Below are 22,326 nucleotides of genomic sequence, written 5' to 3'. Positions count from 1 at the left end.
CCGGGCAGGGGTGCTTTTGCCGGACGGGGCCGAAAGTCGGACGGCACAATGGGGGCATGCCGATACCCAGCCGCGCCGCACTTGTCGATCACCTCGCCCGCACCCGCATCGCCGGGGACGTCGCCACCCCCCGCGACAACAACCTCTCCCACTACCGCAAGCTCGCGAACGGCGACCGCCACTACTGGCTCGGCCTGGAGCTCGGTGACCGGTGGACCGATGAGCAGGACGTCCTCGCGGTGATGGCCGAGCGCTGCGGCGTGAGCGACGACCCCGGGCACCGCATGGGCCAGGACACCATCGACCCCGAGCTGACCGTCGACGCGCTGGAGCGGATGGCGGCGAGGCTGCGCAAGGCCGCCGCCGGCAAGGAGCGCGTGCTGTTCGCGACGGGTCACCCGGGCGGGCTGCTCGACGTACACCGCCGAACGGCGGACGCACTGCGCCGCGCGGGCTGCGAGATCGTACGGATCCCCGGCGGGCTCACCGCCGACGAGGGCATGGTGTTCCAGTTCGCGGACGTCGCGATGCTGGAGCGCGGCGCCACCCTCTGGCACACGCACTCGCCCGAGCCGATGACGGCGATCCTCAACGGCCTGGAGCACGAGGGGCGGCCGCTGCCCGACCTGGTCGTCGCCGACCACGGGTGGGCCGGGTGCGCCGGCCAGCGCGGGATCGACGCGGTCGGGTACGCCGACTCCAACGACCCGGCGCTCTTCATCGCCGAGGCCGAAGGCACCCTCCAGGTCACCGTCCCCCTCGACGACCACGTCACCGACCCGCGCTACTACGACCCGATGACGGCGTACCTGCTGGACGCAGCGGGCCTGTCGGACGGCGCCTGACGAGTGGGGCCTGACGGGTGGGGTCCGCGGGCACGCGGGGGACGCCGCACCTGACCGGCGGTCAGCGAGGTACCCGGACCACGCCCTCCTGGATGACGGAAATCGCCAGCCGGCCGTCCTGCGTGTAGATCCTGGCCTGCCCCAGGCCCCGGCCTCCCGACGCGGACGGCGACTCCTGGTCGTACAGCAGCCACTCGTCCGCCCGGAAGGGCCGGTGGAACCACATCGCGTGGTCGAGCGACGCGCCGACCACATCGCCGGTCGCCCAGCCGCCGCGCCCGTGAGCGAGCAGCACCGAGTCGAGCAGCGTCATGTCGGAGACGTACGTGGCGAGGCAGACGTGCAGCAGCGGTTCGTCGATGGCACCGTCGAGCTTGCCGTTCGTACGGAACCAGACCTGCGAGCGCGGCTCGCGCGGTTCGCCGACGCTGCCGTACGGCGGGGCGTCGACGTACCGCAGATCGACCGCCGCGCGGGCTTCGAGCATGCGGTCGACGACACCCTGGTCGAGGAAGTGGTTTTCGTACCGGGGCAGCATCTGGGCCGCCGTGGGGAGCGATTCGGGGTCCGGCGCGGGCGGCATGTCCGTCTGGTGCTCCAGGCCCTCCTCGTACGTCTGGAAGGACGCGGAGAGGTGGAAGATCGGCTGCCCGTGCTGGACGGCGACGACGCGGCGCGTGGTGAACGAGCGGCCGTCGCGGATGCGGTCCACGGTGTAGACGATCGGCGCGCCCGGGTCGCCGAGGCGCAGGAAGTAGGCGTGGAGGGAGTGGGGGAGGCGGTCGCCGGGGACGGTGCGGCCGGCGGCTACGAGGGCCTGGGCCGCGACCTGGCCGCCGAAGACGCGGGGAACGATCGCCGAACGGCTCACGCCTCGGAAGATGTCCTCCTCGATCCGCTCGAGGTCGAGCAGATCGAGGAGGGCGTCGAGTGCCTTGTTCATGGAGGCAGTTCTACAGGGCGGGTCTTAGAGGCCCATGTCCTTGGCGATGATCATCTTCATGACCTCGCTGGTGCCGCCGTAGATGCGGTTCACGCGGTTGTCCGCGTACAGGCGGGCGATCGGGTACTCGTTCATGAACCCGTAACCGCCGTGCAGCTGGAGGCACTTGTCGATGACGCGGTGCGCCACCTCGGTGGTGAACAGCTTCGCGGACGCGGCCTCGGCGGGAGTGAGCTCGCCGGCGTCCAGGGCTTCCAGGGCGCGGTCGGCGACAGCCTCGGCGGCGTCGACCTCGGCCTGGCAGGCGGCCAGTTCGAACTTGGTGTTCTGGAAGGACGCGACGGGCTTGCCGAAGACGGTGCGCTCCTGCACGTACTGCTGGGCGAACCGGATGGCGGCCTTGGCCTGGGCGTACGCGCCGAACGCGATGCCCCATCGCTCGGAGGCCAGGTTCTTGCCCAGGTAGCCGAAGCCCTTGTTCTCCTCGCCGAGCAGGTCCTCGACCGGGACCTTCACGTCGACGAACGCCAGCTCGGCGGTGTCGGAGGTCTTCAGGCCGAGCTTGTCCAGCTTGCGGCCGACGGAGTAGCCCTCGGACTTGGTGTCCACCGCGAACAGGGAGATGCCGAAGCGGCGGTCGTCCTCGCGCGGGGCGGAGGTGCGGGCGCACACGATGACACGGTCGGCGTGCACACCGCCGGTGATGAAGGTCTTGGCGCCGTTGAGGACGTAGTGCGTGCCGTCCTCGGAGAGCTTGGCGGTGGTCTTCATGCCCGCGACGTCGGAGCCGGTGCCCGGCTCGGTCATCGCCAGCGCCCACATCTCCTCGCCGGACACGAACTTCGGCAGGAACCGCTGCTTCTGCTCGTCGGTGGCGAGCATCTCGATGTAGGGCAGGCCGAGCAGCACGTGCACGCCGGAGCCGCCGAAGTTGACGCCCGCGCGCGAGGTCTCCTCGTACATCACGGCTTCGTACTTGTGCGACTCGATGCCCGCGCCGCCGTACTCCTCCGGGACCCGGATGCCGAAGACGCCCAGCTCACCGAGCTTGTAGTAGAAGTCGCGCGGGGCCTGGCCCGCGGCGAACCACTCGTCGTAGACGGGTACGACCTCGGCCTCGATGAAGGCCCGGATGGTCTTCCGGAACGCCTCGTGGTCCTCGTCAAAAACGCTACGGCGCACGGGACGCCCCCTTCATGCTCATTGGCGATGCTGTTCTAAGCGCTTGCTCAGTCGAAGTTACCGGGTAGTCACCAACGCTGTCCAGGCTCCGGGACGGTCGTACGCGTCACAGCCAGCGCAGCGCGAACCACAGATCCATCCGTACGTCCGCGTCGTCCAGGTCGGCGTCGAGGAGGGTCGCGCAGCGGGCGACGCGCTGGCGGACGGTGTTGCGGTGGACGTCGAGCGCGACTGCCGTACGGTCCCAGCTCCCGTGCAGCGAGAGCCAGGTGCGCAGGGTCGTGGTGAGCGTGGGCGAGGCGGCGATCGGGCCGAGCTGAACCCGGGCGTGGGCGCGGGCCTCGTCCGGCGTGACCAGCGAGGCGAGCCCGGCGCCCGCCTCGCCCCCGTCGCGCACCAGGGGGCTCCGGGTGGCCTCGGCGCGGCGTACGGCCCGGTCGGCGCGGATGTCGGCGGCGGGCAGGTCGGAGACGGGCACCGGCGAGCTGACGCCCAGGGTCCAGCCCGGCTGCGGTTCGATGTCCCGGGCGTCGCTCACCAGGATCCGTACGCCGCCCCCCTCGTCCGTCGCGTCCACCAGCGCGGTGCCCAGGGCCGCGCCGAGCGCCGCGGCGGCCAGCGGATCGCGCCCGCCGGGGGCGGCCGCCGGCCGGGCGTGCACCACGGTCCAGTCGCCCGCGCCGAGCAGGGGCGCCACCTCGCCCGCGTCCGCCCCGAGCAGCAGCCGCACCAGCGCGGCGGCACGGCCGGCTTCCGCGGCGCCCTGATGCGGCGTGGTGAGCAGGGACAGGAGTACGACGGCGACGCCCGCGATGGTGTGGTCGCCGGCCTCCCGCCGGTCCGAGGCCACGGCGAGCACGAGCCGTTCGCCGCCGGCGAGGGCGTAGGCGGCGAGCTGGCTCCCGCCGACGGTGTCGGTGGCGGAGGCGGGCGCGGCCCTGGGGCCGGGGGCATTCCTGGACGCGGCGGCGGGCGGCGCGGCCGCGGCGCCGCCCTCGGCCGCGGACGGCCCCGGCGTCGACGGGCTGACCACGCGCGCGAGCCGCGTCAGGGCCGTGTGCGTCTCCGGCGACGGCGGGCGTCCCGCCGTCGCCAGCGGCGCACCTTCGGCGGACAGCAGCACCGCCCACGCCCCGTCGAGCCGCGCCGTCAGCTGCCGCAGGACCGCCGGGACGGGGTCCGGGCGGGCCGCCGCCGTGGCCAGCCCCTGCTGGGCCTGTGCGACGCGGCGCAGCTCCCGGTGGCGGGCCTCCGCCATCAGCCGCCACACCGCGCGGGCGATCGCCGTGAACGTCGTCGGCGGGGGGACCTCCACCAGCGGCAGCCCGTGGCGCTCACAGGCGTCCACCAGGGCGGAGGGCACCGTGTCGTACACCGGCGCGACACCGAAGCCGAGCGCCGCCGCGCCCGCCGCCACGACCCGGGAGACGTAGTGGTCGGGGTCCGTGAGCTGGACCCCCGCCGTCAGGAGAAGCTCACCGCCGAGCAGGTACGGGTACGGGTCGCCCATCTCCGACGTGTGCACCCAGTGCACATCCGCGTCGTCGGGCCCCGCGATGCGGCGCAGGCCGAGTTCCTCCCGATCCAGCAGCGCCGCCAGCGAAATCGACGGGGTCGGGGGGGAAGGGGAGGAGGTCACGGGCTCCGGCATGGATGGTCCATCCATCTGGGGTCGGGAGAGTGGATGAAACGTACACTTCAGCGTCGCCTTCCAGCCACCTAATGTCGAGCGAACCGGCGGCCGCGGGTACGGGCGGATGTCCCCGCACAAGAGCCGCCGCTCCTCTCTATCCCTGCACGACACGCCACTGAGGTGCGCGAAGGAGGATGGCTCATGGCCGTCGACTACACAGTGATCGTCATATACCTGGCCGGAATGCTCGCCATGGGCTGGTGGGGCATGCGCCGCGCCAAGTCCAAGAGCGAATTCCTGGTGGCCGGCCGACGCCTCGGGCCCGGCATGTACTCCGGCACGATGGCCGCCATCGTGCTCGGCGGCGCCTCCACCATCGGCGGCGTGGGCCTCGGCTACCAGTACGGTCTCTCCGGCGCCTGGATGGTCTTCACCATCGGCCTCGGGCTCCTCGCCCTCAGCATCTTCTTCTCCGCGCGCATTGCCCGCCTGAAGGTCTACACCGTCTCGGAGATGCTCGACCTGCGTTACGGCGGCGGCCGCGCCGGCATCATCTCGGGCGTCGTCATGTGGGCGTACACGCTCATGCTCGCCGTCACGTCGACCATCGCGTACGCCACGATCTTCGACGTCATCTTCACCATGGACCGCGGTCTGTCGATCGTCCTCGGCGGCACCATCGTCGTCGCGTACTCGACGCTCGGCGGAATGTGGTCCATCACGCTGACCGACATGGTGCAGTTCGTCGTCAAGACGATCGGCGTGCTGCTCCTGCTCCTGCCGATCGCGGTGGTCAAGGCGGGCGGCTTCAGCGAGATGAAGGCGCAGCTGCCCACCGAGTACTTCGACCCGCTCGGCATCGGCGGCGAGACGATCTTCACGTATGTGCTGATCTACACGTTCGGCATGCTCATCGGCCAGGACATCTGGCAGCGCGTCTTCACCGCCCGCAGCGACAAGGTCGCCCGCTACGGCGGCACGGTCGCCGGCACGTACTGCCTGGTCTACGCCCTCGCCGGCGCCGTCATCGGCACTGCGGCCAAGGTGCTCTACCCTAACCTCGCCCACGCGGACGACGCCTTCGCGACGATCGTCAGGGACGAGCTCCCCATGGGCGTTCGCGGCCTGGTTCTCGCGGCGGCCCTGGCGGCCGTGATGTCGACCTCGTCCGGCGCGCTGATCGCCTGCGCCACCGTCGCCAACAACGACATCTGGTCGCGGCTGCGCGGCGCCGTCTCCAAGGGCAGGCCGGAGGACGAGGCCCACGACGAAGTGCGCGGCAACCGCGTCTTCATCCTGATCATGGGCATCGCGGTCATCTGCATCGCCATCGCCCTGAACAACGTCGTCGAGGCGCTCACCGTCGCGTACAACCTGCTGGTCGGCGGCCTGTTGGTGCCGATCCTCGGCGGTCTGCTCTGGAAGCGCGGCACGGTGCACGGCGCCCTGGCGTCCGTCAGCGTCGGCGGACTCGCGGTCGTCGGCCTGATGTGGTGGTACGGGATCCTCGCCAACGAGCCCGTCTACTACGGCCTCCTGCTGTCGCTCGCGGCGTACGTCGTCGTCAGCCTCGCCACCCGCCCGACCGACGCCGCCGTCCTGGCCGCATGGCGTGAGCGGCTGGCCGGGCGGGACGCCGAAGTGGAACCCGAGCCCGAGTCCGTGCCCACGCCGGGCTAAAGTCAGATATCGCAACGAAGCGTAGGAAAGAAGGCAATTCACATGAGCAGCAGCAGCGAGCAGCAGTTCCGCGGCCCCGTCGACTCCTCCCGCGTCCCGCGGTACGCGGGCCCGGCGACGTTCGCGCGGCTGCCCCGCCTGGACGAGGTCGGCACGGCCGATGTCGCCGTCGTCGGCGTGCCCTTCGACTCCGGGGTCTCCTACCGCCCCGGGGCCCGCTTCGGCGGCAACGCGATCCGCGAGGCCTCGCGCCTCCTGCGCCCGTACAACCCGGCGCAGGACGCCTCGCCCTTCGCGCTCGCCCAGGTCGCGGACGCCGGTGACATCGCCGCCAACCCGTTCAACATCAACGAGGCCGTCGAGACGATCGAGGCCGCGGCCGACGATCTCCTCGGCACCGGCGCCCGCATGATGACGCTCGGCGGCGACCACACCATCGCGCTGCCGCTGCTGCGCTCGGTCGCGAAGAAGCACGGCCCCGTCGCGCTCCTCCACTTCGACGCGCACCTCGACACCTGGGACACGTACTTCGGCGCGGAGTACACCCACGGCACGCCGTTCCGCCGGGCCGTCGAGGAGGGCATCCTCGACACCGAGGCGCTCTCCCACGTCGGTACGCGCGGTCCGCTGTACGGCAAGCAGGACCTGACCGACGACGAGAAGATGGGCTTCGGCATCGTCACCTCCTCCGACGTCTACCGCCGCGGCGCCGACGAGGTCGCCGACCAGCTCCGCCAGCGCATCGGCGACCGCCCGCTCTACATCTCCATCGACATCGACTGCCTCGACCCGGCCCACGCGCCCGGCACCGGCACCCCCGAGGCGGGCGGCATGACCTCCCGCGAGCTGCTGGAGATCCTGCGCGGCCTGTCCTCCTGCAACCTCGTGTCGGCCGACGTCGTCGAAGTCGCCCCGGCGTACGACCACGCGGAGATCACCTCCGTCGCGGCCTCCCACACGGCGTACGAGCTGACGACGATCATGTCCCGCCAGATCGCGGCATCGAGGACCGACAAGTGACGCACGACCACGACCTGGTCCTGCGCCCCACCGAGGCCCAGACCGCCGCCGCACTGAACCCGCCCCCCGGCCGCAACGGCGGTGACCTCGTCGTGGAGACCCTGACCGGTCTCGGCGCGACCACCGTCTTCGGACTGCCAGGCCAGCACGCGCTGGGCATGTTCGACGCGCTGCGCCGCTCGTCGCTCTCGTACGTCGGTCTGCGCGTCGAGAACAACGCGGGCTTCGCCGCCGACGCGTACGGCAGGATCACCGGGGAGGCGGCCCCGCTCCTCCTCTCCACCGGGCCCGGGGCCCTGACCTCGCTCGCCGCGCTCCAGGAGGCGGCGGCGGCCTCTGCCCCCGTCCTCGCGATCAGCAGTCAGGTCCCGTCCGCCGGCATCGGCGGCGGACGGCACGGCTACCTGCACGAGCTGCGCGACCAGAAGGCGTCGTTCCGCGACATCGTGAAGTCGGTCCACACGGTCCGTACGGCGTCGCAGATCCCGTCGGCGATCGCCGAGGCCTGGGAGTCGGCCCTGACGGCCCCGCACGGCCCGGTGTGGATCGAGATCCCGCAGGACGTCCTCCTCGCGGAGACGACCCTGCCGCCCGTCACGGCGATGGACGCGACCCCGCGCGAGCTGCCCCCGCGTCCCGAACTGACGGCTGTGGCAGCACACTTGCTGTCGACGGCCGCCCGTCCGGCGATCATCGCGGGTGGCGGTGTCGTACGCTCCGACGCCTCCGGCAAGCTGCTCGCGCTCGCGGAGAAGCTGAACGCGCCGGTCGTCACGACCTTCGGCGGCAAGGGCGCGTTCCCCTGGGAACACCCGCTGTCGCTCCAGTCGTGGCTGGAGGACCGTCACACGACGGACTTCCTCGAAGACGCCGACGTGCTCCTTGTCGTCGGCTCGGGCCTGGGCGAACTCTCCTCGAACTACTACACGTTCAAGCCGCGCGGCCGGATCATCCAGATCGACGCCGACCTCGGCAAGCTGGAGTCCAACCACCCGGCGCTCGGCATCCACGCGGACGCCCGCCTCGCGCTCTCGGCGCTGCTGGAGACGGCGGAGGACCGCGAGGACGAGCAGGCGCACGAGCGCGTGGGTGACGTCCTGGCGAAGGTACGGGAACGCATCGCGTCCCAGGACCTGTCGCTGGAACAGAGCCTGATCGCTTCGATCCGCGAAGCCCTGCCCGCCACGTCGCCCAGCTTCTGGGACATGACGATCCTGGCGTACTGGGCCTGGTCGGCGTTCGACCCGCGCCACTCCAACACCATGCACTCGGCGCAGGGCGCGGGCGGCCTCGGCTACGGCTTCCCGGCGGCGCTCGGCGCGGCGGCGGCGGACCGAACCCGGCCCGTGCTCGCGGTCTCCGGTGACGGCGGCGCGATGTACTCGATCGCCGAGCTCGCCACCGCCCGCCAGCACAACCTCCCGGTGACCTGGCTGATCGTGGACGACGGCGGTTACGGCATCCTCCGCGAGTACATGACCGACGCGTTCGACGAGGCCACCGGCACGGAACTGGCCCGCCCGGACTTCATCGCCCTGGCCGAGTCCTTCGGCGTACCGGCCCACCGGACGAGCCCGGAGACCCTGAGCGAAGACCTGGCCAAGTCCCTGTCCGCTCCCGGCCCTTCGGTGCTCGTACTCCCGGCGTTGCTGCGGATGTTCGCCCCGACGCACCTGGGGAACGACGGCAGCTGACGTACAGCGAGGATGGGGGCCGTGAAACGCAGCAGACGCGGCCCCCGTCACCCGGCCCCGCACGGCATCTTCGCCGCCGGTGTGCAGGTGTTCCGGTTGTACCCGGACGGCACGGTCCTGGACGTCCTGGTCAAGCCGGCGCCCGGCCACGCGGACGGCGCGGCCGTCGCACGGTGGCTGCGCCGCGAAGAAGTCGTCCCCGGCGTGCACACGGCGCGCTACGAGCGACAGGGCGCGGCCATCTCGTTCACCACGCGAAGCCACGTCAGGAACGAGGACATCGCGGTGCGGGGCACCTGGGCCGACGGGCGGCTGACACTCGGCATGGCCGGGAGTTGCTGGAAGACAGCGCCGCGTACCTTCATCCGGCTCGACCAGCCGCGTCCCGTACAACCTTTCCGCCCCTCGAGGGTCATTTGAAGCAGAAGCCAACGGGGACGGGAAACCACACCATGACGCACAGCCGAATAACGCGCGCCGCGATCGCCGCAGCCCTGGCCGGGGTCGTCCTCGTGCCTGTCGCCGGCGCGGCGCCCGCCGCTGCCGCCACGGCGCCCGCCGTGGCCTGCACCTCGGGCAAGGCCGGCCTCGCCGCCAAGCTGACCGCGGACATCACCGCGGCGCTCAGGGGGCGGAAGTCCACCACGGCGATCTCGCTGTACGACCGCACCACCAAGACCACCTGCACCCTGCGCGCCACGCAGAAGTACGACTCCGCGAGCGTGGTCAAGGTGACGGTCCTCGCCACGCTGCTGTGGGACGCCAAGAAGACGAACCGCTATCTGACGGCGCGCGAGAACTCGCTCGCCACCGCCATGATCACCAAGTCGGACAACAACGCGACCACCACGCTCTGGCGCCAGCTCGGCATGACCAAGATCAAGGGCTTCCTCCAGGCGGCGGGGATGACCCAGACCGTCCCCGGGACCGGCGGCTACTGGGGGCTGACGCAGATCACCGCGCGCGACGAGCAGAAGCTGCTCTCGCTGCTGACCGCGAAGAACACCGTTCTGAGTGACAACTCGCGGGCGTACACCCTCAATCTCATGGCCAAGGTCATCTCCTCGCAGCGCTGGGGGACCCCGGCCGGAGCCCCGTCCACTGCCAGGATCCAGGTGAAGAACGGCTGGCTGCCCCGCTCCACGCACGGCTGGCGGGTGCACTCCGTCGGCGCGTTCACCGGCCGGGGCCACGACTACTCGATCGCGGTGCTCACCCACGACAACCCGACCATGAACGACGGCGTGAACACCATTCAGGCCGTCTCCCGGGCGATCCACAAGGACCTCAACCCGACGGCCTCCGCATCGACCCTGTACGCCCCCACGCAGACCCCGCGCGAGGCGATCCCGGCGGTGCCGAAGCCCTGACCATCAGCCTCAGCCACACGGCGACGGCGACCGGCCCCGACGCCGACCAGGAGCGCCGCCGCATCCGCCTTGCCACCGCCGACCGGAACGCCTTCGCACCGTGACGCGGCCGGACCAGGGCCCCGGGGAGCAAGGGCCGGGCCGCTCGCAGCCCGGCCGGTCCTAGGACCGGAGACCCGTATTTGTTGCGGAGGGATGAAATCCGCACCTCACCGCGTTGGTGACTTCCGGTAGATCAGGACGACCGGGAGGCACCAGTGGCGGCGGCAGATCAGGGGTGGGCACGGCGGCTGGCGGGCTATGCCTGGAGGTACCGGCGCAATGTCGTGCTCGCGCTCGGATCGTCGCTCGGCGGCATGGCCGTCATGGCGCTCGTCCCGCTGATCACCAAGGTGGTCATCGACGACGTCATCAGCGCCCATACGCGGTCCCTCGCCGTTTGGACCGGCCTGCTCATAGCCGCCGCCGTCGTCGTGTACGCCCTCACCTACGTTCGCCGCTACTACGGCGGACGGCTCGCCCTCGACGTCCAGCACGACCTGCGCACCGAGATGTACGGGACCATCACCCGCCTCGACGGGCGCCGCCAGGACGAGCTCTCCACCGGTCAGGTCGTCGGCAGGGCCACCAGCGACCTCCAGCTCATCCAGGGCCTCCTCTTCATGCTCCCGATGACCATCGGGAACTTCCTGCTCTTCCTCATCTCCCTCGTGATCATGGCGTGGCTCTCGCCGCTCCTGACCCTCGTGGCCCTGGCCGTCGCCCCCGCCCTGTGGCTGATCGCCAGACGCAGCCGCACCCGGCTCTTCCCGGCCACCTGGTACGCCCAGGGCCAGGCCGCCGCCGTCGCGGGCGTCGTCGACGGGGCCGTGTCCGGCGTACGCGTCGTGAAGGGCTTCGGCCAGGAGGACCAGGAGACCGGCAAGCTGCGCGAGGTCAGCCGCAGGCTCTTCGCCGGGCGGATGCGGACCGTACGCCTCAATTCGCGCTACACCCCGGCCCTCCAGGCCGTTCCCGCCCTCGGCCAGGTCGCGATGCTCGCACTCGGCGGCTGGCTGGCGACGCGCGGGGAGATCACCCTCGGTACGTTCGTGGCCTTCTCCACCTACCTCGCCCAGCTCGTCGGCCCGGTCCGCATGCTCGCCATGGTGCTCACCGTCGGCCAGCAGGCCCGCGCCGGTGTCGAGCGCGTACTGGAGCTGATCGACACCGAGCCGTCCATCGAGGACGGTACGAAGGAGCTTCCCGCCGACGCCCCCGCCACCGTCGAGTTCGACGACGTGTCGTTCGGCTATGCGGACGAGCGGCCCGTCCTCGACGGCTTCTCCCTGGAGATCCGGGCCGGCGAGACCGTCGCCCTGGTCGGCTCCTCCGGCAGCGGCAAGTCCACCGTCTCGCTGCTCCTCCCACGCTTCTACGACGTCTCGCGGGGCGCCGTGCTCGTCGGCGGACACGACGTCCGCGAGCTCACGCTCGACTCGCTGCGGGCCGCCATCGGGCTCGTACCGGAGGACAGCTTCCTGTTCTCCGACACGGTCCGCGCCAACATCGCGTACGGCCTGCCCGACGCCACCCAGGAACAGATCGAGACCGCCGCCCGCGCCGCCCAGGCCGACCGCTTCATATCGGAGCTGCCGGACGGCTACGACACCGCCGTCGGCGAACACGGTCTCACCCTCTCCGGCGGTCAGCGCCAGCGCGTCGCCCTGGCCCGCGCCATCCTCACCGACCCCCGCCTGCTCCTCCTCGACGACGCCACGTCCGCCGTGGACGCCCGCGTCGAGCACGAGATCCACCAGGCACTGAAGTCCGTCATGGCCGGGCGTACGACGCTGCTCATCGCTCACCGCCGCTCCACCCTCAACCTCGCCGACCGCATCGCCGTCATCGACGGCGGCCGCCTCTCCGACATCGGTACGCACGAGGAACTCCAGGAGCGCTCCGCCCTCTACCGCAAGCTCCTCACCGACCCCGACGAGCTCGGCGGCGTATCGCCCGGGCACCTCCTCACCAAGGCGCCGGAGCCGGCAGACGACCGGACCGTGCAGGACGAACTGGACGCCGAGTTCGACGCCGAGCGCGGCATCACCCCCGACCTGTGGGTACGGGACGAGTCCGCACCCGACAAGGGCACCGACCACGCGCCCGGCATGCCCGCCACCCCCGAACTGCTCGCCCAGGTCGACGCGCTCCCGCCGGCGAACGACGTGCCCGCGGTCGACGAGGCCCGCGCCGTCCAGCCGGAGGAGTCGTACGGCCTGCGCAGGCTCCTGCACGGCTTCGGACTGCCGCTGCTGGTCAGCCTCGCGCTCGTCGCCGTCGACGCCGGCCTGGGGCTGCTCCTGCCCATCCTGATCCGGCACGGCATCGACGAGGGCGTCACCCAGCTCGCGCTCGGCGCGGTGTGGGCGGCGGCCGGGCTCGCGCTGCTGTCCGTCGTCGCGCAGTGGGTCGCGCAGACCGGCGAGATGCGGATGACCGGCCGGACCGGTGAACGCGTCCTCTACTCGCTCCGGCTCAAGATCTTCGCCCAGCTGCAGCGCCTCGGCCTCGACTACTACGAGCGCGAGCTGACCGGCCGCATCATGACCCGCATGACGACGGACGTCGACGCCCTGTCGACGTTCCTCCAGACCGGCCTCGTCACGGCCTTCGTCTCGGTCGTCACCTTCTTCGGCATCCTGGTCGCCCTGCTCGTCATCGACGTGCAGCTGGCCCTGGTCGTCTTCGCGACACTGCCGGTGCTCGTCATCGGCACGTACTTCTTCCGCAAGTCGAGCGTCAAGGCGTACGAGCTGGCGCGCGACCGCGTCGGTGTCGTCAACGCCGACCTGCAGGAGTCCGTGTCCGGGCTGCGGATCGTCCAGGCGTTCCGGCGCGAGGGCTCCGGCGCCGAGCGGTTCGCGGAGCGCAGCGACAGCTACCGGCAGGCGCGCGTGCGTGGCCAGTGGCTCATCTCCATCTACTTCCCGTTCGTGCAGCTGCTGTCGTCCGTCGCCGCCGCCGCGGTGCTGATCGTCGGCGCCGGGCGGGTGGACGCGGGCACCCTCACCGCCGGTGCGCTCGTCGCGTACCTCCTCTACATCGACCTGTTCTTCGCGCCCGTACAGCAGCTCTCCCAGGTCTTCGACGGCTACCAGCAGGCGACCGTCTCCCTGCGGCGCATCCAGGAACTCCTCCGGGAGCCGACGTCGACCGCCGCCGCCGACCGGCCGAGGGAAGTCCCGTCGCTGCGCGGCGAGATCGCCTTCGAGGACGTGCGCTTCCAGTACGGGTCCGCCGACGAGCCCGAGGAAGCGCTCAGCGGGATCGATCTGCGCATCCCGGCCGGCCAGACCGTCGCGTTCGTCGGCGAGACCGGAGCGGGCAAGTCCACCGTCGTCAAGCTCGTTGCCCGCTTCTACGACCCGACCTCGGGGCGGGTCACGGCCGACGGCACCGACCTGCGCGACCTCGACATCACGGCGTACCGGCACCGCCTCGGTGTCGTTCCGCAGGAGGCGTACCTCTTCGCGGGCACGGTCCGCGACGCGATCGCCTACGGGCGGTACGACGCCACCGACGCCGAGGTCGAGGCGGCGGCCCGCGCGGTCGGCGCGCACGACATGATCGCCACGCTCGACGGCGGCTACCTGCACGAGGTCGCCGAGCGCGGCCGTAACCTCTCCGCAGGCCAGCGCCAGCTCATCGCGCTCGCCCGCGCCGAGCTCGTCGACCCGGACGTCCTGCTCCTCGACGAGGCGACCGCGGCTCTGGACCTGGCCACCGAGGCCCAGGTCAACCAGGCCACCGACCGTCTGACGGGCCGACGCACCACGCTGGTCGTCGCCCACCGCCTGACCACGGCGGCGCGGGCGGACCGGGTCGTCGTCATGGACCGCGGCCGGGTGGTCGAGGACGGCACGCACGAGGAACTGCTGGCGCTGGACGGGACGTACGCCCGCCTGTGGCGCACCTTCGTGGGCGAGGACGAGCCCGCGGCCGTCTGAGCCGCCGCCCGCCTGCCACGAACCTTCGCCGAATGTCCGCAACCGGCCCCTACCCTGCGAGCGTCCGTACGCACGTACGCTCGCTCATGTGGGGGAAGGGGAAACGCGTGTTCGATGCGGCGAGTGGGGCGACTGGGGCGATGAGAAGACACCTAACGTACGGACTTGCCCTGGTGGTCGCGGTGGCGGGCCTGACGCTCGCCGGTCCGAGCGCCCAGAGCGCCGAGGCCGTCGGAGCCTGCTCCGGCCGCAAAGTGCGGACCGTCGCCTTCCCGACCGGTGAACTGCGCATCTACAAGAGCCGCCGCTACGCCTGCGCCATCACCGTCTCCAAGCGCCCCGGCATACGGCAGATCATGACGGTCACCATCCAGGCGCGCGGCAGCCGCACGGCCAGGGACAGTGGCCGCTTCACCCACCGGGCCGGACCGGTCACCGTCTACGCCCTCAACCGCTGTGTACGGGCGCACGGTTCGGTCGGCACCAGGAAGGGATCCACCGGCTGGATTCTCTGCTGAGGCTGGTGGTACGGGAGTTGCCCCGCTAGGTTCGCCCCGTCGTCTGTGACTACAGGGGAGGGCGAATGCGCAAGGCGCGCAGCTTGCTGCTGTCGTTCGCGGTGCTCATAGGCACCGTAGGACTCGGCAGCGCACCGGCCGGGGCGGTCACCACCGCCGAGCCGGACATCAAAGAGCGAATACTCGCGATACCGGGCATGAGCCTGGTCGAGGAGAAGCCGTACACCGGCTATCGCTACTTCGTACTGAACTACACCCAGCCGGTCGACCACCGGCAGCCGTCCAAGGGCACCTTCAAGCAGCGGATCACCTTGCTGCACAAGGACACGAACCGCCCGACGGTCTTCTTCACCAGCGGGTACAACGTCTCGACGAACCCCGGCCGCAGTGAGCCGACGCGGATCGTCGACGGCAACCAGGTGTCGATGGAGTACCGCTTCTTCACTCCGTCCCGGCCGGCGCCCGCCGACTGGTCGAAGCTCGACATCAAGCAGGCCGCGAGCGACCAGCACCGCATCTTCACGGAGCTGAAGAAGATCTACTCCAAGAAGTGGATCTCGACCGGCGGTTCCAAGGGCGGCATGACCGCGACGTACTACGAGCGCTTCTACCCGCGTGACATGGACGGCGTCGTCGCGTACGTCGCCCCCAACGACGTGGTCAACAAGGAGGACGCGGCGTACGACCGCTTCTTCCGGGGTGTCGGCACCAAGGAGTGCCGCGACGCGCTCAACGCCGTACAGCGCGAGGCACTTGAGCGGCGCGGTCCGCTGAGCGCGAAGCTCAAGGAGTGGGCGGACGCCAACAACGCCACCTTCGACACCGTCGGCAGCCTGGACAAGGCGTACGAGTCCACGGTCCTCGACTTCGTGTGGGCCTTCTGGCAGTACAGCAAGGAGAGCGACTGCGCGGACGTGCCCGCCGCGGACGCCTCCGACCAGGCCGTCTACGACTACGTCGACGCGATCTCCGGGTTCTCCGCCTACAGCGACCAGAGCCTGGCGACGTACACGCCGTACTACTACCAGGCCGGCACCCAGCTGGGCGCGCCGCAGGTCAAGTACCCGCACCTCAAGGGCCTGATGAAGTACGGTCCGGACTTCTTCCAGCCGCGCGTCTACGTGCCGCGCGACATCCCGATGAAGTTCAACCCGAGCGCGATGCGGGACGTGGACAGCTGGGTGCGGCACAACGCCACGCGCATGCTGTTCGTGAACGGGCAGAACGACCCGTGGAGCGCCGAGCCGTTCCGCCTCGGCAAGGGCGCGCGCGACTCGTACGTCTACACCGCGCCCGGCGCCAACCACGGCGCCAACGTCGCGGGTCTCCACCCCGAGGAGAAGGCGAAGGCGACCGCCGAGATCCTCGAATGGGCGGGCGTGGCTCCGGCCGCCGTCCAGGCCGACCCGGCGAAGGCGAAGCCGCTGGCGTCGTACGACGCGAAGCTCGACAAGCGGGGGACGGAGCAGCGGCAGACGCTGCGGCCGTAGTACCGCCGGCTGTGCCCGCCGTGGTGGCTTCTCACACCCGGCGGGCGCAGCCCACCGGCTTCTCCCCGCCCAGCTGGACGTACAACGCCGTCGCCGGCGGGCACTGCGCCCGACGCTCGACGGAGGCGGCCACCTCGAACTCCGGGGCCGCCTCGCCCGACCCGTCGCACGGCGTCTCCTCCACCTGGCCCTTGCGCGCCGTGTGGACGCAGTCCCCGACGACCGTCCGTGGCCCGCCGCCCTTTCCCGGATCGCCGGGATGCGGCTGCTCAAGGTTGCGCATGCACGCGAACCCGCGCGGCACGGTCCCGTCGCCGTCCTCGTCGAACGCGGGCCTGCTCTCCGAGATGTGCAGGACGAAGTCCGTGGGTGGCGGACACACGGGCCCGCCGGCCATCTGCCCCGCGTGCCGAGCCAGCACCCGGGCGGTTGCCTTCTCGCTCGCGCAGGACACCTCACGGAAGTCGCGCCCGCGCGAGCTGCACTCGTCGATGCCGAGGAAGGTGGCGCCGTAGCCCGAGGGGGTGACAGCGCCGGTGAGGCTGCTGCCGGACCCCTGGCCCTCGCCGGTCCCATCCGGCGTTTTCTGGCACCCGGTCAATGCCGCGGCGCCCGTCGCGACGAGCAGCAGCGCGCACGCCACCGCCCTGGACCGATCCGTGCGCCGCATGAAGAACCCCCCGGTACGTCCCTCCAGCGTGACCCGCCGCAGCGGGCGCACGCCAGACGCGCGGGATGCTTTGCGCCACTTGTGGTGGTGCGCCGGTGGTTCGGCGTACGGGCGCGTACGCCCAATGCCCGAGCTAGTAGGTCAGCCCGTACCCGACCGGATACAGCACCTTCGCAGGATCGTCCGCGCGCTGCACCGGGACGGGCAGCTTCCCCCGGGGCGCCCGCAGGCCCGCGAGGACCCCGGCCGCCGCGCGCAGTTCGACATCGGTCCAGGAGTACGCGGCGACGCTCGCGTCGTATCCGGTCCCGGCGAGCTGGGCGATGTCGTAGGGGTTGCGGATGGCGAGGGTGACGACGGGCACGCCGGTCGCGGCCAGTTCGCGCACGAGCGTGCGCTGCGGACTGGTCGCCGAGACGTTGTACGTCCCCACGACCACCACGTCCTGGCCCTTGGCCGCCGCGACCGCTTCCTGGATCTTCGCCTGGGTCGGGGTGATCCCGGTGGACAGGACGCTCGCGGTGAAGCCGAGTTCGCTCAGGGCGCCGGCGATGACCGTGGTGGGCGGGCCGGTGGTGCTGGTGGGGGAGGCGGGATCGGCCCCGACCACCAGAACCTTCCTGTGCGTACGACGGCTGAGCGGCAGCAGCCCGCCCTCGTTGGCGAGCAGGGTGGTGGTCCCCTCGGCGATCCGGTCGGCCGCGGCGAGGTGCGGGCGTACCCCGACGGTCCGGTCGACGCCCCGGTGGGAGACGTACGGGTCGCGGAACAGGCCGAGCTTGGCCTTGAGCAGCAGGATGCGCAGGATCGATTCCTCGACGCGCTCCATGCTCAGCTCGCCGTCGCGTACCGCCTTGCGCACGGCGTTCCAGGCGACGGGCAGGTCCGGCGGGTTGAGCAGCTGGTCGCACCCGGCGAGGAGAGCGAGGACGGGCACGCGGTCGTCGCCGTACTTCTGGCGTACGCCGGCCATGGCCAGGGAGTCGGTGACCACGACCCCGTCGTAGCCGAGGCGCTCGCGCAGTACGCCGGTCAGGATCCGCTGGGAGAGCGTCGCCGGGTCCTTGTCCGGATCGAGCGCCGGTACGACGATATGGGCGGTCATGATCGAGTCGATACCGGCGGCGATGGCGGCCCGGAACGGCGGGGCGTCCAGCTCCTCCCACTGCTCGGCGGTGTGATGGATCGTCGGAAGGGAGTAGTGGCTGTCGTCCTTGGTGTCGCCGTGCCCCGGGAAGTGCTTGGAGGTGGCGGCGATCCCGGCGCCCTGGTACCCCTTCACCTGCGCGGCGACCATCCCCGCGACGGCCTGCGGGTCGGACCCGAAGGACCGTACGCCGATGACCGGGTTGGCGGGGTTCACATTGACGTCCGCGACGGGCGCGTAGTTCTGCGTGATGCCCATGGCGGCGAGCTCGGCCCCGGCGATCCGCGCGGCCTTCCGCGCGTCGGAGCGCGACCCGCCTGCCCCGAGCGCCATCGCACCCGGCACGAGGGTCGCGGGCCTGCCGACGCGGGCGACGATGCCGTGCTCCTGGTCGGTGGAGATGAGGAGGGGGACGGGGGTGTCCTGCGCCAGGCCGGCCCGCTGGATTCCGTTGGACAGGTCGGCGATCTGGTGGGGGTCGCGGGTGTTGTGCGCCCAGGCGAAGTAGATGATGCCGCCGACGTGGTACTTCGCGACGAGTTCGGCGGCGGTCCTGACCCCCATCTCCTTCAGGTTGAGGTCGATGTCGACCTGGTCGGGCTCGGTCGCGGAGTGACCGTACGCCCGCATCACGAAGAGCTGGCCGACCTTCTCCTCCAGGCTCATCCGGGAGATGAGTCGCTTGAGGCGGTCCCGGGTGGAGGCGTTGACGGATGCGCCGGACGCGCCCACGGCGGGTGTCGTACTGATGGCGGTCGCGGCCACTGCGGCGGCGGTCGCGGTGAGCAGGGTGCGTCTGGAGGTGCGGTGGTCGTGCACGTGAGCTCCTTACGGCCGTACTCGACAAGGGAGTTGAAGGAAACTTCCAGAGAGTCACGGATATCCGGAAACTAACTGCCAGGTCAAGGGTGCGGCAGCACAAAGGAGCCCGTGTCGGAAACGGGGTGCGGCGGTGGGGCCGGGGGAGGGGGAGCCGCCACTGGCGCATTCGGAGGGGGGCGCACCAGTGGCGGCTGTGCTGCCGGCCGCAGGCGGTTGGAGAGGGGAGTCAGCGATCGCAGCCGACAGCGCGTGCTGACACCGCTCTGCGGAGACTCACCGGCAGTACGCCGGTTGGACGGAGCGGACGGCCGACGGGTTCCCCGGATGCGTAGATTCCGGCGAAATGGTGCGGGTGTGGCCGGCTGGGCCGGGTGGGGCACTTCAAGCCCCCTCTTGTAGCCGCTCAGGGCGCCGGCGTCCAGGCGAAGAAGGTCACGCGGCAACCCCCGCGCAAGCGGAACACGCCGGTGCGACCGGCCGCCCGAGTGGCGCCGCTAGTGCCCCAGCCGCTCGAGGTACTCCCGTCCCCCCGCCAGCATGCCCGGCAGGTCCGCCGCCTGCGGGTACCAGCGCTTCTCGTACTCCCAGCACACCCACCCGTCGTCGTCGAGCAGCGCGACGCACTCACCCAGCGGCAGCACGCCCGCCCCCAGCGCCAGCGGGGTGGTGTCGTCGGCCGACGCGATGTCCTTGACCTGGGTGTATCCGAGATGCGGGGCCAGTACGGCGTGTGCGGCAGCCGGGGTCTCGCCGCCCAGCCAGGTGTGCATCACGTCCCAGAGCGCACCCACGTTCTTGTGCCCGACCGGTCCCAGGACGCGCGAGGCCGCCGCGCCCGTGCGGTGGGAGTCGTGCGTCTCCAGCAGAATGCGTACGCCCAGGTCGGCCGCCGTCTCCGCCGCCAGCCCGAGGCGCCGGGCCGCCGTCGCGTCCGCCTCCTCCTGGCCCTGCTCCTCGCCGGCGCCGGGAAAGACCCGGACGTACGGCGCGCCGAGGTCGCGTGCCAGGGCCAGCAGGCCGTGCAGCTCCTCGTGCACGGGCTGGTCCTCGCCGGGGGCCGCCACCCGGGCGTACCCCGCCACCGACAGGATCCGGACACCCGCCCGTTCGAACGCCTCGACGAGATCCGCCCGTTCCTCCGCCCCGATGCCCGGATGGACCGGCTCCTCGGGGTGCGCGCGCAGTTCCACGCCGTCGTAGCCCGTCGCGTTCGCCAGCCCTACGACATCGTTCATCGGCATGCCCGGCACCCCGAGGGTGGAGAAGGCGTACTTCACGTTGATGCTCCTTCCTGAAGCGGCAGTCGCCAGTCCTGGCCCACCAGGTCCGCTCCGTACGAGCGGTGCGGCTTCTCGGCGACGAGCGTGAAACCGGCGCGCCGGTAGATGTTCCGTGCCGCCGCCAGCGAATCGTTCGTCCACAACACGACTTCCCGGTAGCCCGCCTCGTAAGCGAACTCGATCACCGTTCGGACCAGCAGGTCACCCAGACCGTGGCCGCGCGCCTGCGGATCGACCAGCAGCAGGCGCAGCCGCGCCGCACCGGGGGCGTCGTCCCGTACGCACATCACCGAACCCACGGGGCAGCCGTCGATCTCGGCGATCCAGACCCGTTCGAGGTGCGGATCGTGATCCTGGGCGAAGCCGGCGACGATACGGGCGACCAAGCCCTCGAACTCGGCGTTCCAGCCGAACTCGGCCGCGTACAGCGCGCCGTGCCGCTGCACGATCCACCCGAGGTCGCCCGGCACCGGCTCCCGCAGCACCGGCCGCGCGCCTCCGGCGTTCGCGCCGAGCAGCTCCCGGATCGTGCGCATCGCCCCGGTCAGGCGCGGCCGCTCCCGTGGCGGCACGCCCGCCAGCAGGGAACCCACCGCCTCGCGCGACCGCTCGTCGAGCAGCGCCGCGGCCTCCCGCCCCCTGCCCGTGAGGGTGACCCGCTGGCGCCGTGCGTCGTCCTCCGACGGCCCGCGCTCGATCAGCCCGTCCCGCTCGAACTTCGCCAGCAGACGGCTCAAGTACCCGGCGTCCAGCGACAGCTGGCCGCGCAGGTCGGCCGCGTCCGTACGCGCGGAGTGGGCGAGCTCGTACAGGACGCGCGATTCGGTCAGCGTGTACGGCGTGTACAGGTGCCGGCTGTAGTCCAGCGCGCCGATCAGGTTCGTGTAGAAGCGGTTGAACGCGCGGATTTCCTGGACGGCCATGATCCACCTCAGGTTTTCTTTGACTGAGTCAACAGTAGCGCCAGGTCGGCCGCGTACGGAAGCTCCCGGTGGGGCAGTACTCGGCCATGACAGCAGCAGACGCGATATGGCAGTTCGGCGACGACCGCGGACAGGTGTCGTCCGCCCTCCGGTGGCCCACCAGGGTCGTCGCCTACATCCAGGCCGGAGCGACGCTCTGGGACCACGGCTTACTTCCGCTGGGCATCTTCGGCTCGTACCACGACGGTGACGCGCCCGACCGCGCCAAGTCCGCCCACCTCCCGCTCGGCGAAGTCAGGTACTTCGGTGCCGGCGCCTCCTTCGACCCCGACCGCCTCCTCTCCGCCGGAGCGGACCTCGTCGTGGCTGTCAGCTACAAGAACGGCCAGGTGTACGGCATCGAGCCGGACGCCGCGAAGCACCTCGAGGAGCGGGTGCCGGTGGTCGTACTGGACGTGGGGCAGGACCGTTCGCTCGACACGATCCGCGGACGCTTCGCCGCATTGGCGGCCTCACTCGGCGGTGCGGAGCCCCCGGTCGACCTGGACGCGGCACGCGAGCGGCTCCGCAGCGCCGCGACGGCCGACGCGCCCCACGTCCTGGCGCTGTCCCCGGCGGGCGACGAGGTCCACCTCGCCCGCCCCGGCTCCTGGCCCGATCTGCGCGCCCTTGCCGGACTGGGAGTACGCCTCGTCGAACCGCCCGCCGGGGACGGCGCGAACTGGTCCACCGTCGCCTGGCCCGAAGCGGCGTCGCTCGTACCGGGGATCGTCCTGGCGGACACCCGCGCCAACGCGACGCCCCTCGATCCCGCCGGCCTGGGCAACGCCCGCGTGATCCCCTGGAATCCGGAACTCCCGGCCAGCAGCGCGGCTCACGCCCGCTTCTTCAGCCGCATGGCCGCGGCGCTGACGGTTCGCTGACACCACCGGCCACCGCCGGTGTCGGGGACAAGCCGGTCACCCGGCTTGTCGGCGATGGTGCAACGGCCAACCGAGCCGCTGGGGTTACCTCTCGACGGGTTCCTGTCGAACGACGCGCACGCTTCGCCGTGGCGGTCGCAGCTCCTCCGAAAAGTGCGACGAATCGCCGCCAGACAGACGGAAAATCGCGAACTTGG

At 71.3% G+C, this 22,326-nt stretch carries 17 protein-coding genes; 10 read left to right on the top strand and 7 right to left on the bottom strand.

Going from position 1 to position 22,326, the window contains the following annotated elements; translation table 11 throughout:
• The first annotated feature begins 56 nt into the window (after window positions 1-56).
• Window positions 57-845, top strand: a complete 789-nt coding sequence (locus ACWIHY_RS12235) for a phosphatase (RefSeq protein WP_454375562.1) — start codon at window positions 57-59, stop codon at window positions 843-845.
• Between the two features lie 61 nt (window positions 846-906).
• Here the strand turns inward: ACWIHY_RS12235 and ACWIHY_RS12230 are convergent, their stop codons facing one another.
• The 3 genes from ACWIHY_RS12230 to ACWIHY_RS12220 form a co-directional block, all read right to left on the bottom strand.
• Entirely contained in the window at window positions 907-1,788 is an 882-nt protein-coding gene (locus ACWIHY_RS12230; protein ID WP_454375561.1) for an acyl-CoA thioesterase, read from the bottom strand.
• A gap of 24 nt (window positions 1,789-1,812) precedes the next feature.
• Entirely contained in the window at window positions 1,813-2,970 is a 1,158-nt protein-coding gene (locus ACWIHY_RS12225) for an acyl-CoA dehydrogenase family protein (RefSeq protein WP_454375560.1), read from the bottom strand.
• A 106-nt stretch (window positions 2,971-3,076) separates the two neighbouring features.
• Entirely contained in the window at window positions 3,077-4,621 is a 1,545-nt protein-coding gene (locus ACWIHY_RS12220) for a PucR family transcriptional regulator ligand-binding domain-containing protein (RefSeq protein ID WP_454375559.1), read from the bottom strand.
• 183 nt (window positions 4,622-4,804) lie between these two features.
• Here ACWIHY_RS12220 and ACWIHY_RS12215 point away from each other — a divergent pair, with 183 nt between their 5' ends.
• The 8 genes from ACWIHY_RS12215 to ACWIHY_RS12180 all read left to right on the top strand — a co-directional run bounded on the left by ACWIHY_RS12215 (window position 4,805) and on the right by ACWIHY_RS12180 (window position 16,364).
• Window positions 4,805-6,283: a sodium:solute symporter gene (locus ACWIHY_RS12215; protein WP_454375558.1), complete on the top strand. Its 1,479-nt coding sequence runs from the start codon at window positions 4,805-4,807 to the stop codon at window positions 6,281-6,283.
• A 42-nt stretch (window positions 6,284-6,325) separates the two neighbouring features.
• Complete coding sequence (gene speB, locus ACWIHY_RS12210; protein WP_454375557.1) at window positions 6,326-7,303, top strand: agmatinase; 978 nt, start codon at window positions 6,326-6,328, stop codon at window positions 7,301-7,303.
• On the top strand, window positions 7,300-8,997 hold the full coding sequence (locus tag ACWIHY_RS12205; protein ID WP_454375556.1) for a thiamine pyrophosphate-binding protein: 1,698 nt from the start codon (window positions 7,300-7,302) through the stop codon (window positions 8,995-8,997). Before speB ends, ACWIHY_RS12205 begins: the two co-directional genes overlap by 4 nt.
• 21 nt (window positions 8,998-9,018) lie before the next feature.
• On the top strand, window positions 9,019-9,417 hold the full coding sequence (locus ACWIHY_RS12200; RefSeq protein WP_454375555.1) for a hypothetical protein: 399 nt from the start codon (window positions 9,019-9,021) through the stop codon (window positions 9,415-9,417).
• Window positions 9,418-9,449: 32 nt separating this feature from the next.
• Complete coding sequence (locus tag ACWIHY_RS12195; protein ID WP_454375554.1) at window positions 9,450-10,367, top strand: serine hydrolase; 918 nt, start codon at window positions 9,450-9,452, stop codon at window positions 10,365-10,367.
• Window positions 10,368-10,624: 257 nt separating this feature from the next.
• On the top strand, window positions 10,625-14,356 hold the full coding sequence (locus ACWIHY_RS12190; RefSeq protein ID WP_454375553.1) for an ABC transporter ATP-binding protein: 3,732 nt from the start codon (window positions 10,625-10,627) through the stop codon (window positions 14,354-14,356).
• A 140-nt stretch (window positions 14,357-14,496) separates the two neighbouring features.
• Window positions 14,497-14,874 (top strand): hypothetical protein, encoded by a 378-nt coding sequence (locus tag ACWIHY_RS12185; protein WP_454375552.1) that lies wholly within the window; start codon window positions 14,497-14,499, stop codon window positions 14,872-14,874.
• 65 nt (window positions 14,875-14,939) lie between these two features.
• Window positions 14,940-16,364 carry a S28 family serine protease gene (locus ACWIHY_RS12180; protein ID WP_454375551.1) on the top strand — a complete coding sequence of 475 codons (1,425 nt, stop codon included), beginning with the start codon at window positions 14,940-14,942 and terminating at the stop codon, window positions 16,362-16,364.
• 31 nt (window positions 16,365-16,395) lie between these two features.
• Here ACWIHY_RS12180 and ACWIHY_RS12175 read toward each other — a convergent pair whose 3' ends face one another.
• The 4 genes from ACWIHY_RS12175 to ACWIHY_RS12160 all read right to left on the bottom strand — a co-directional run bounded on the left by ACWIHY_RS12175 (window position 16,396) and on the right by ACWIHY_RS12160 (window position 21,206).
• Window positions 16,396-17,034, bottom strand: coding sequence for a hypothetical protein (locus ACWIHY_RS12175; RefSeq protein WP_454375550.1), 639 nt, complete (start codon window positions 17,032-17,034; stop codon window positions 16,396-16,398).
• Window positions 17,035-17,167: 133 nt separating this feature from the next.
• Window positions 17,168-19,000, bottom strand: coding sequence for a glycoside hydrolase family 3 protein (locus ACWIHY_RS12170; RefSeq protein ID WP_454375549.1), 1,833 nt, complete (start codon window positions 18,998-19,000; stop codon window positions 17,168-17,170).
• Between the two features lie 497 nt (window positions 19,001-19,497).
• Window positions 19,498-20,280: a sugar phosphate isomerase/epimerase family protein gene (locus ACWIHY_RS12165; protein WP_454375548.1), complete on the bottom strand. Its 783-nt coding sequence runs from the start codon at window positions 20,278-20,280 to the stop codon at window positions 19,498-19,500.
• On the bottom strand, window positions 20,277-21,206 hold the full coding sequence (locus ACWIHY_RS12160; RefSeq protein WP_454375547.1) for a bifunctional helix-turn-helix transcriptional regulator/GNAT family N-acetyltransferase: 930 nt from the start codon (window positions 21,204-21,206) through the stop codon (window positions 20,277-20,279). Before ACWIHY_RS12160 ends, ACWIHY_RS12165 begins: the two co-directional genes overlap by 4 nt.
• An 86-nt stretch (window positions 21,207-21,292) precedes the next feature.
• On the opposite strand from ACWIHY_RS12160, the gene ACWIHY_RS12155 reads away from it, so the two are divergent.
• Window positions 21,293-22,129 carry an ABC transporter substrate-binding protein gene (locus tag ACWIHY_RS12155; RefSeq protein ID WP_454375546.1) on the top strand — a complete coding sequence of 279 codons (837 nt, stop codon included), beginning with the start codon at window positions 21,293-21,295 and terminating at the stop codon, window positions 22,127-22,129.
• Window positions 22,130-22,326: the final 197 nt, after the last annotated feature.

This window comes from Streptomyces sp. NPDC055287 (assembly GCF_053646035.1).
The sequence above is the reverse complement of the archived record's forward strand: the minus strand, read 5'-3'. Positions and strand labels throughout refer to the sequence as shown.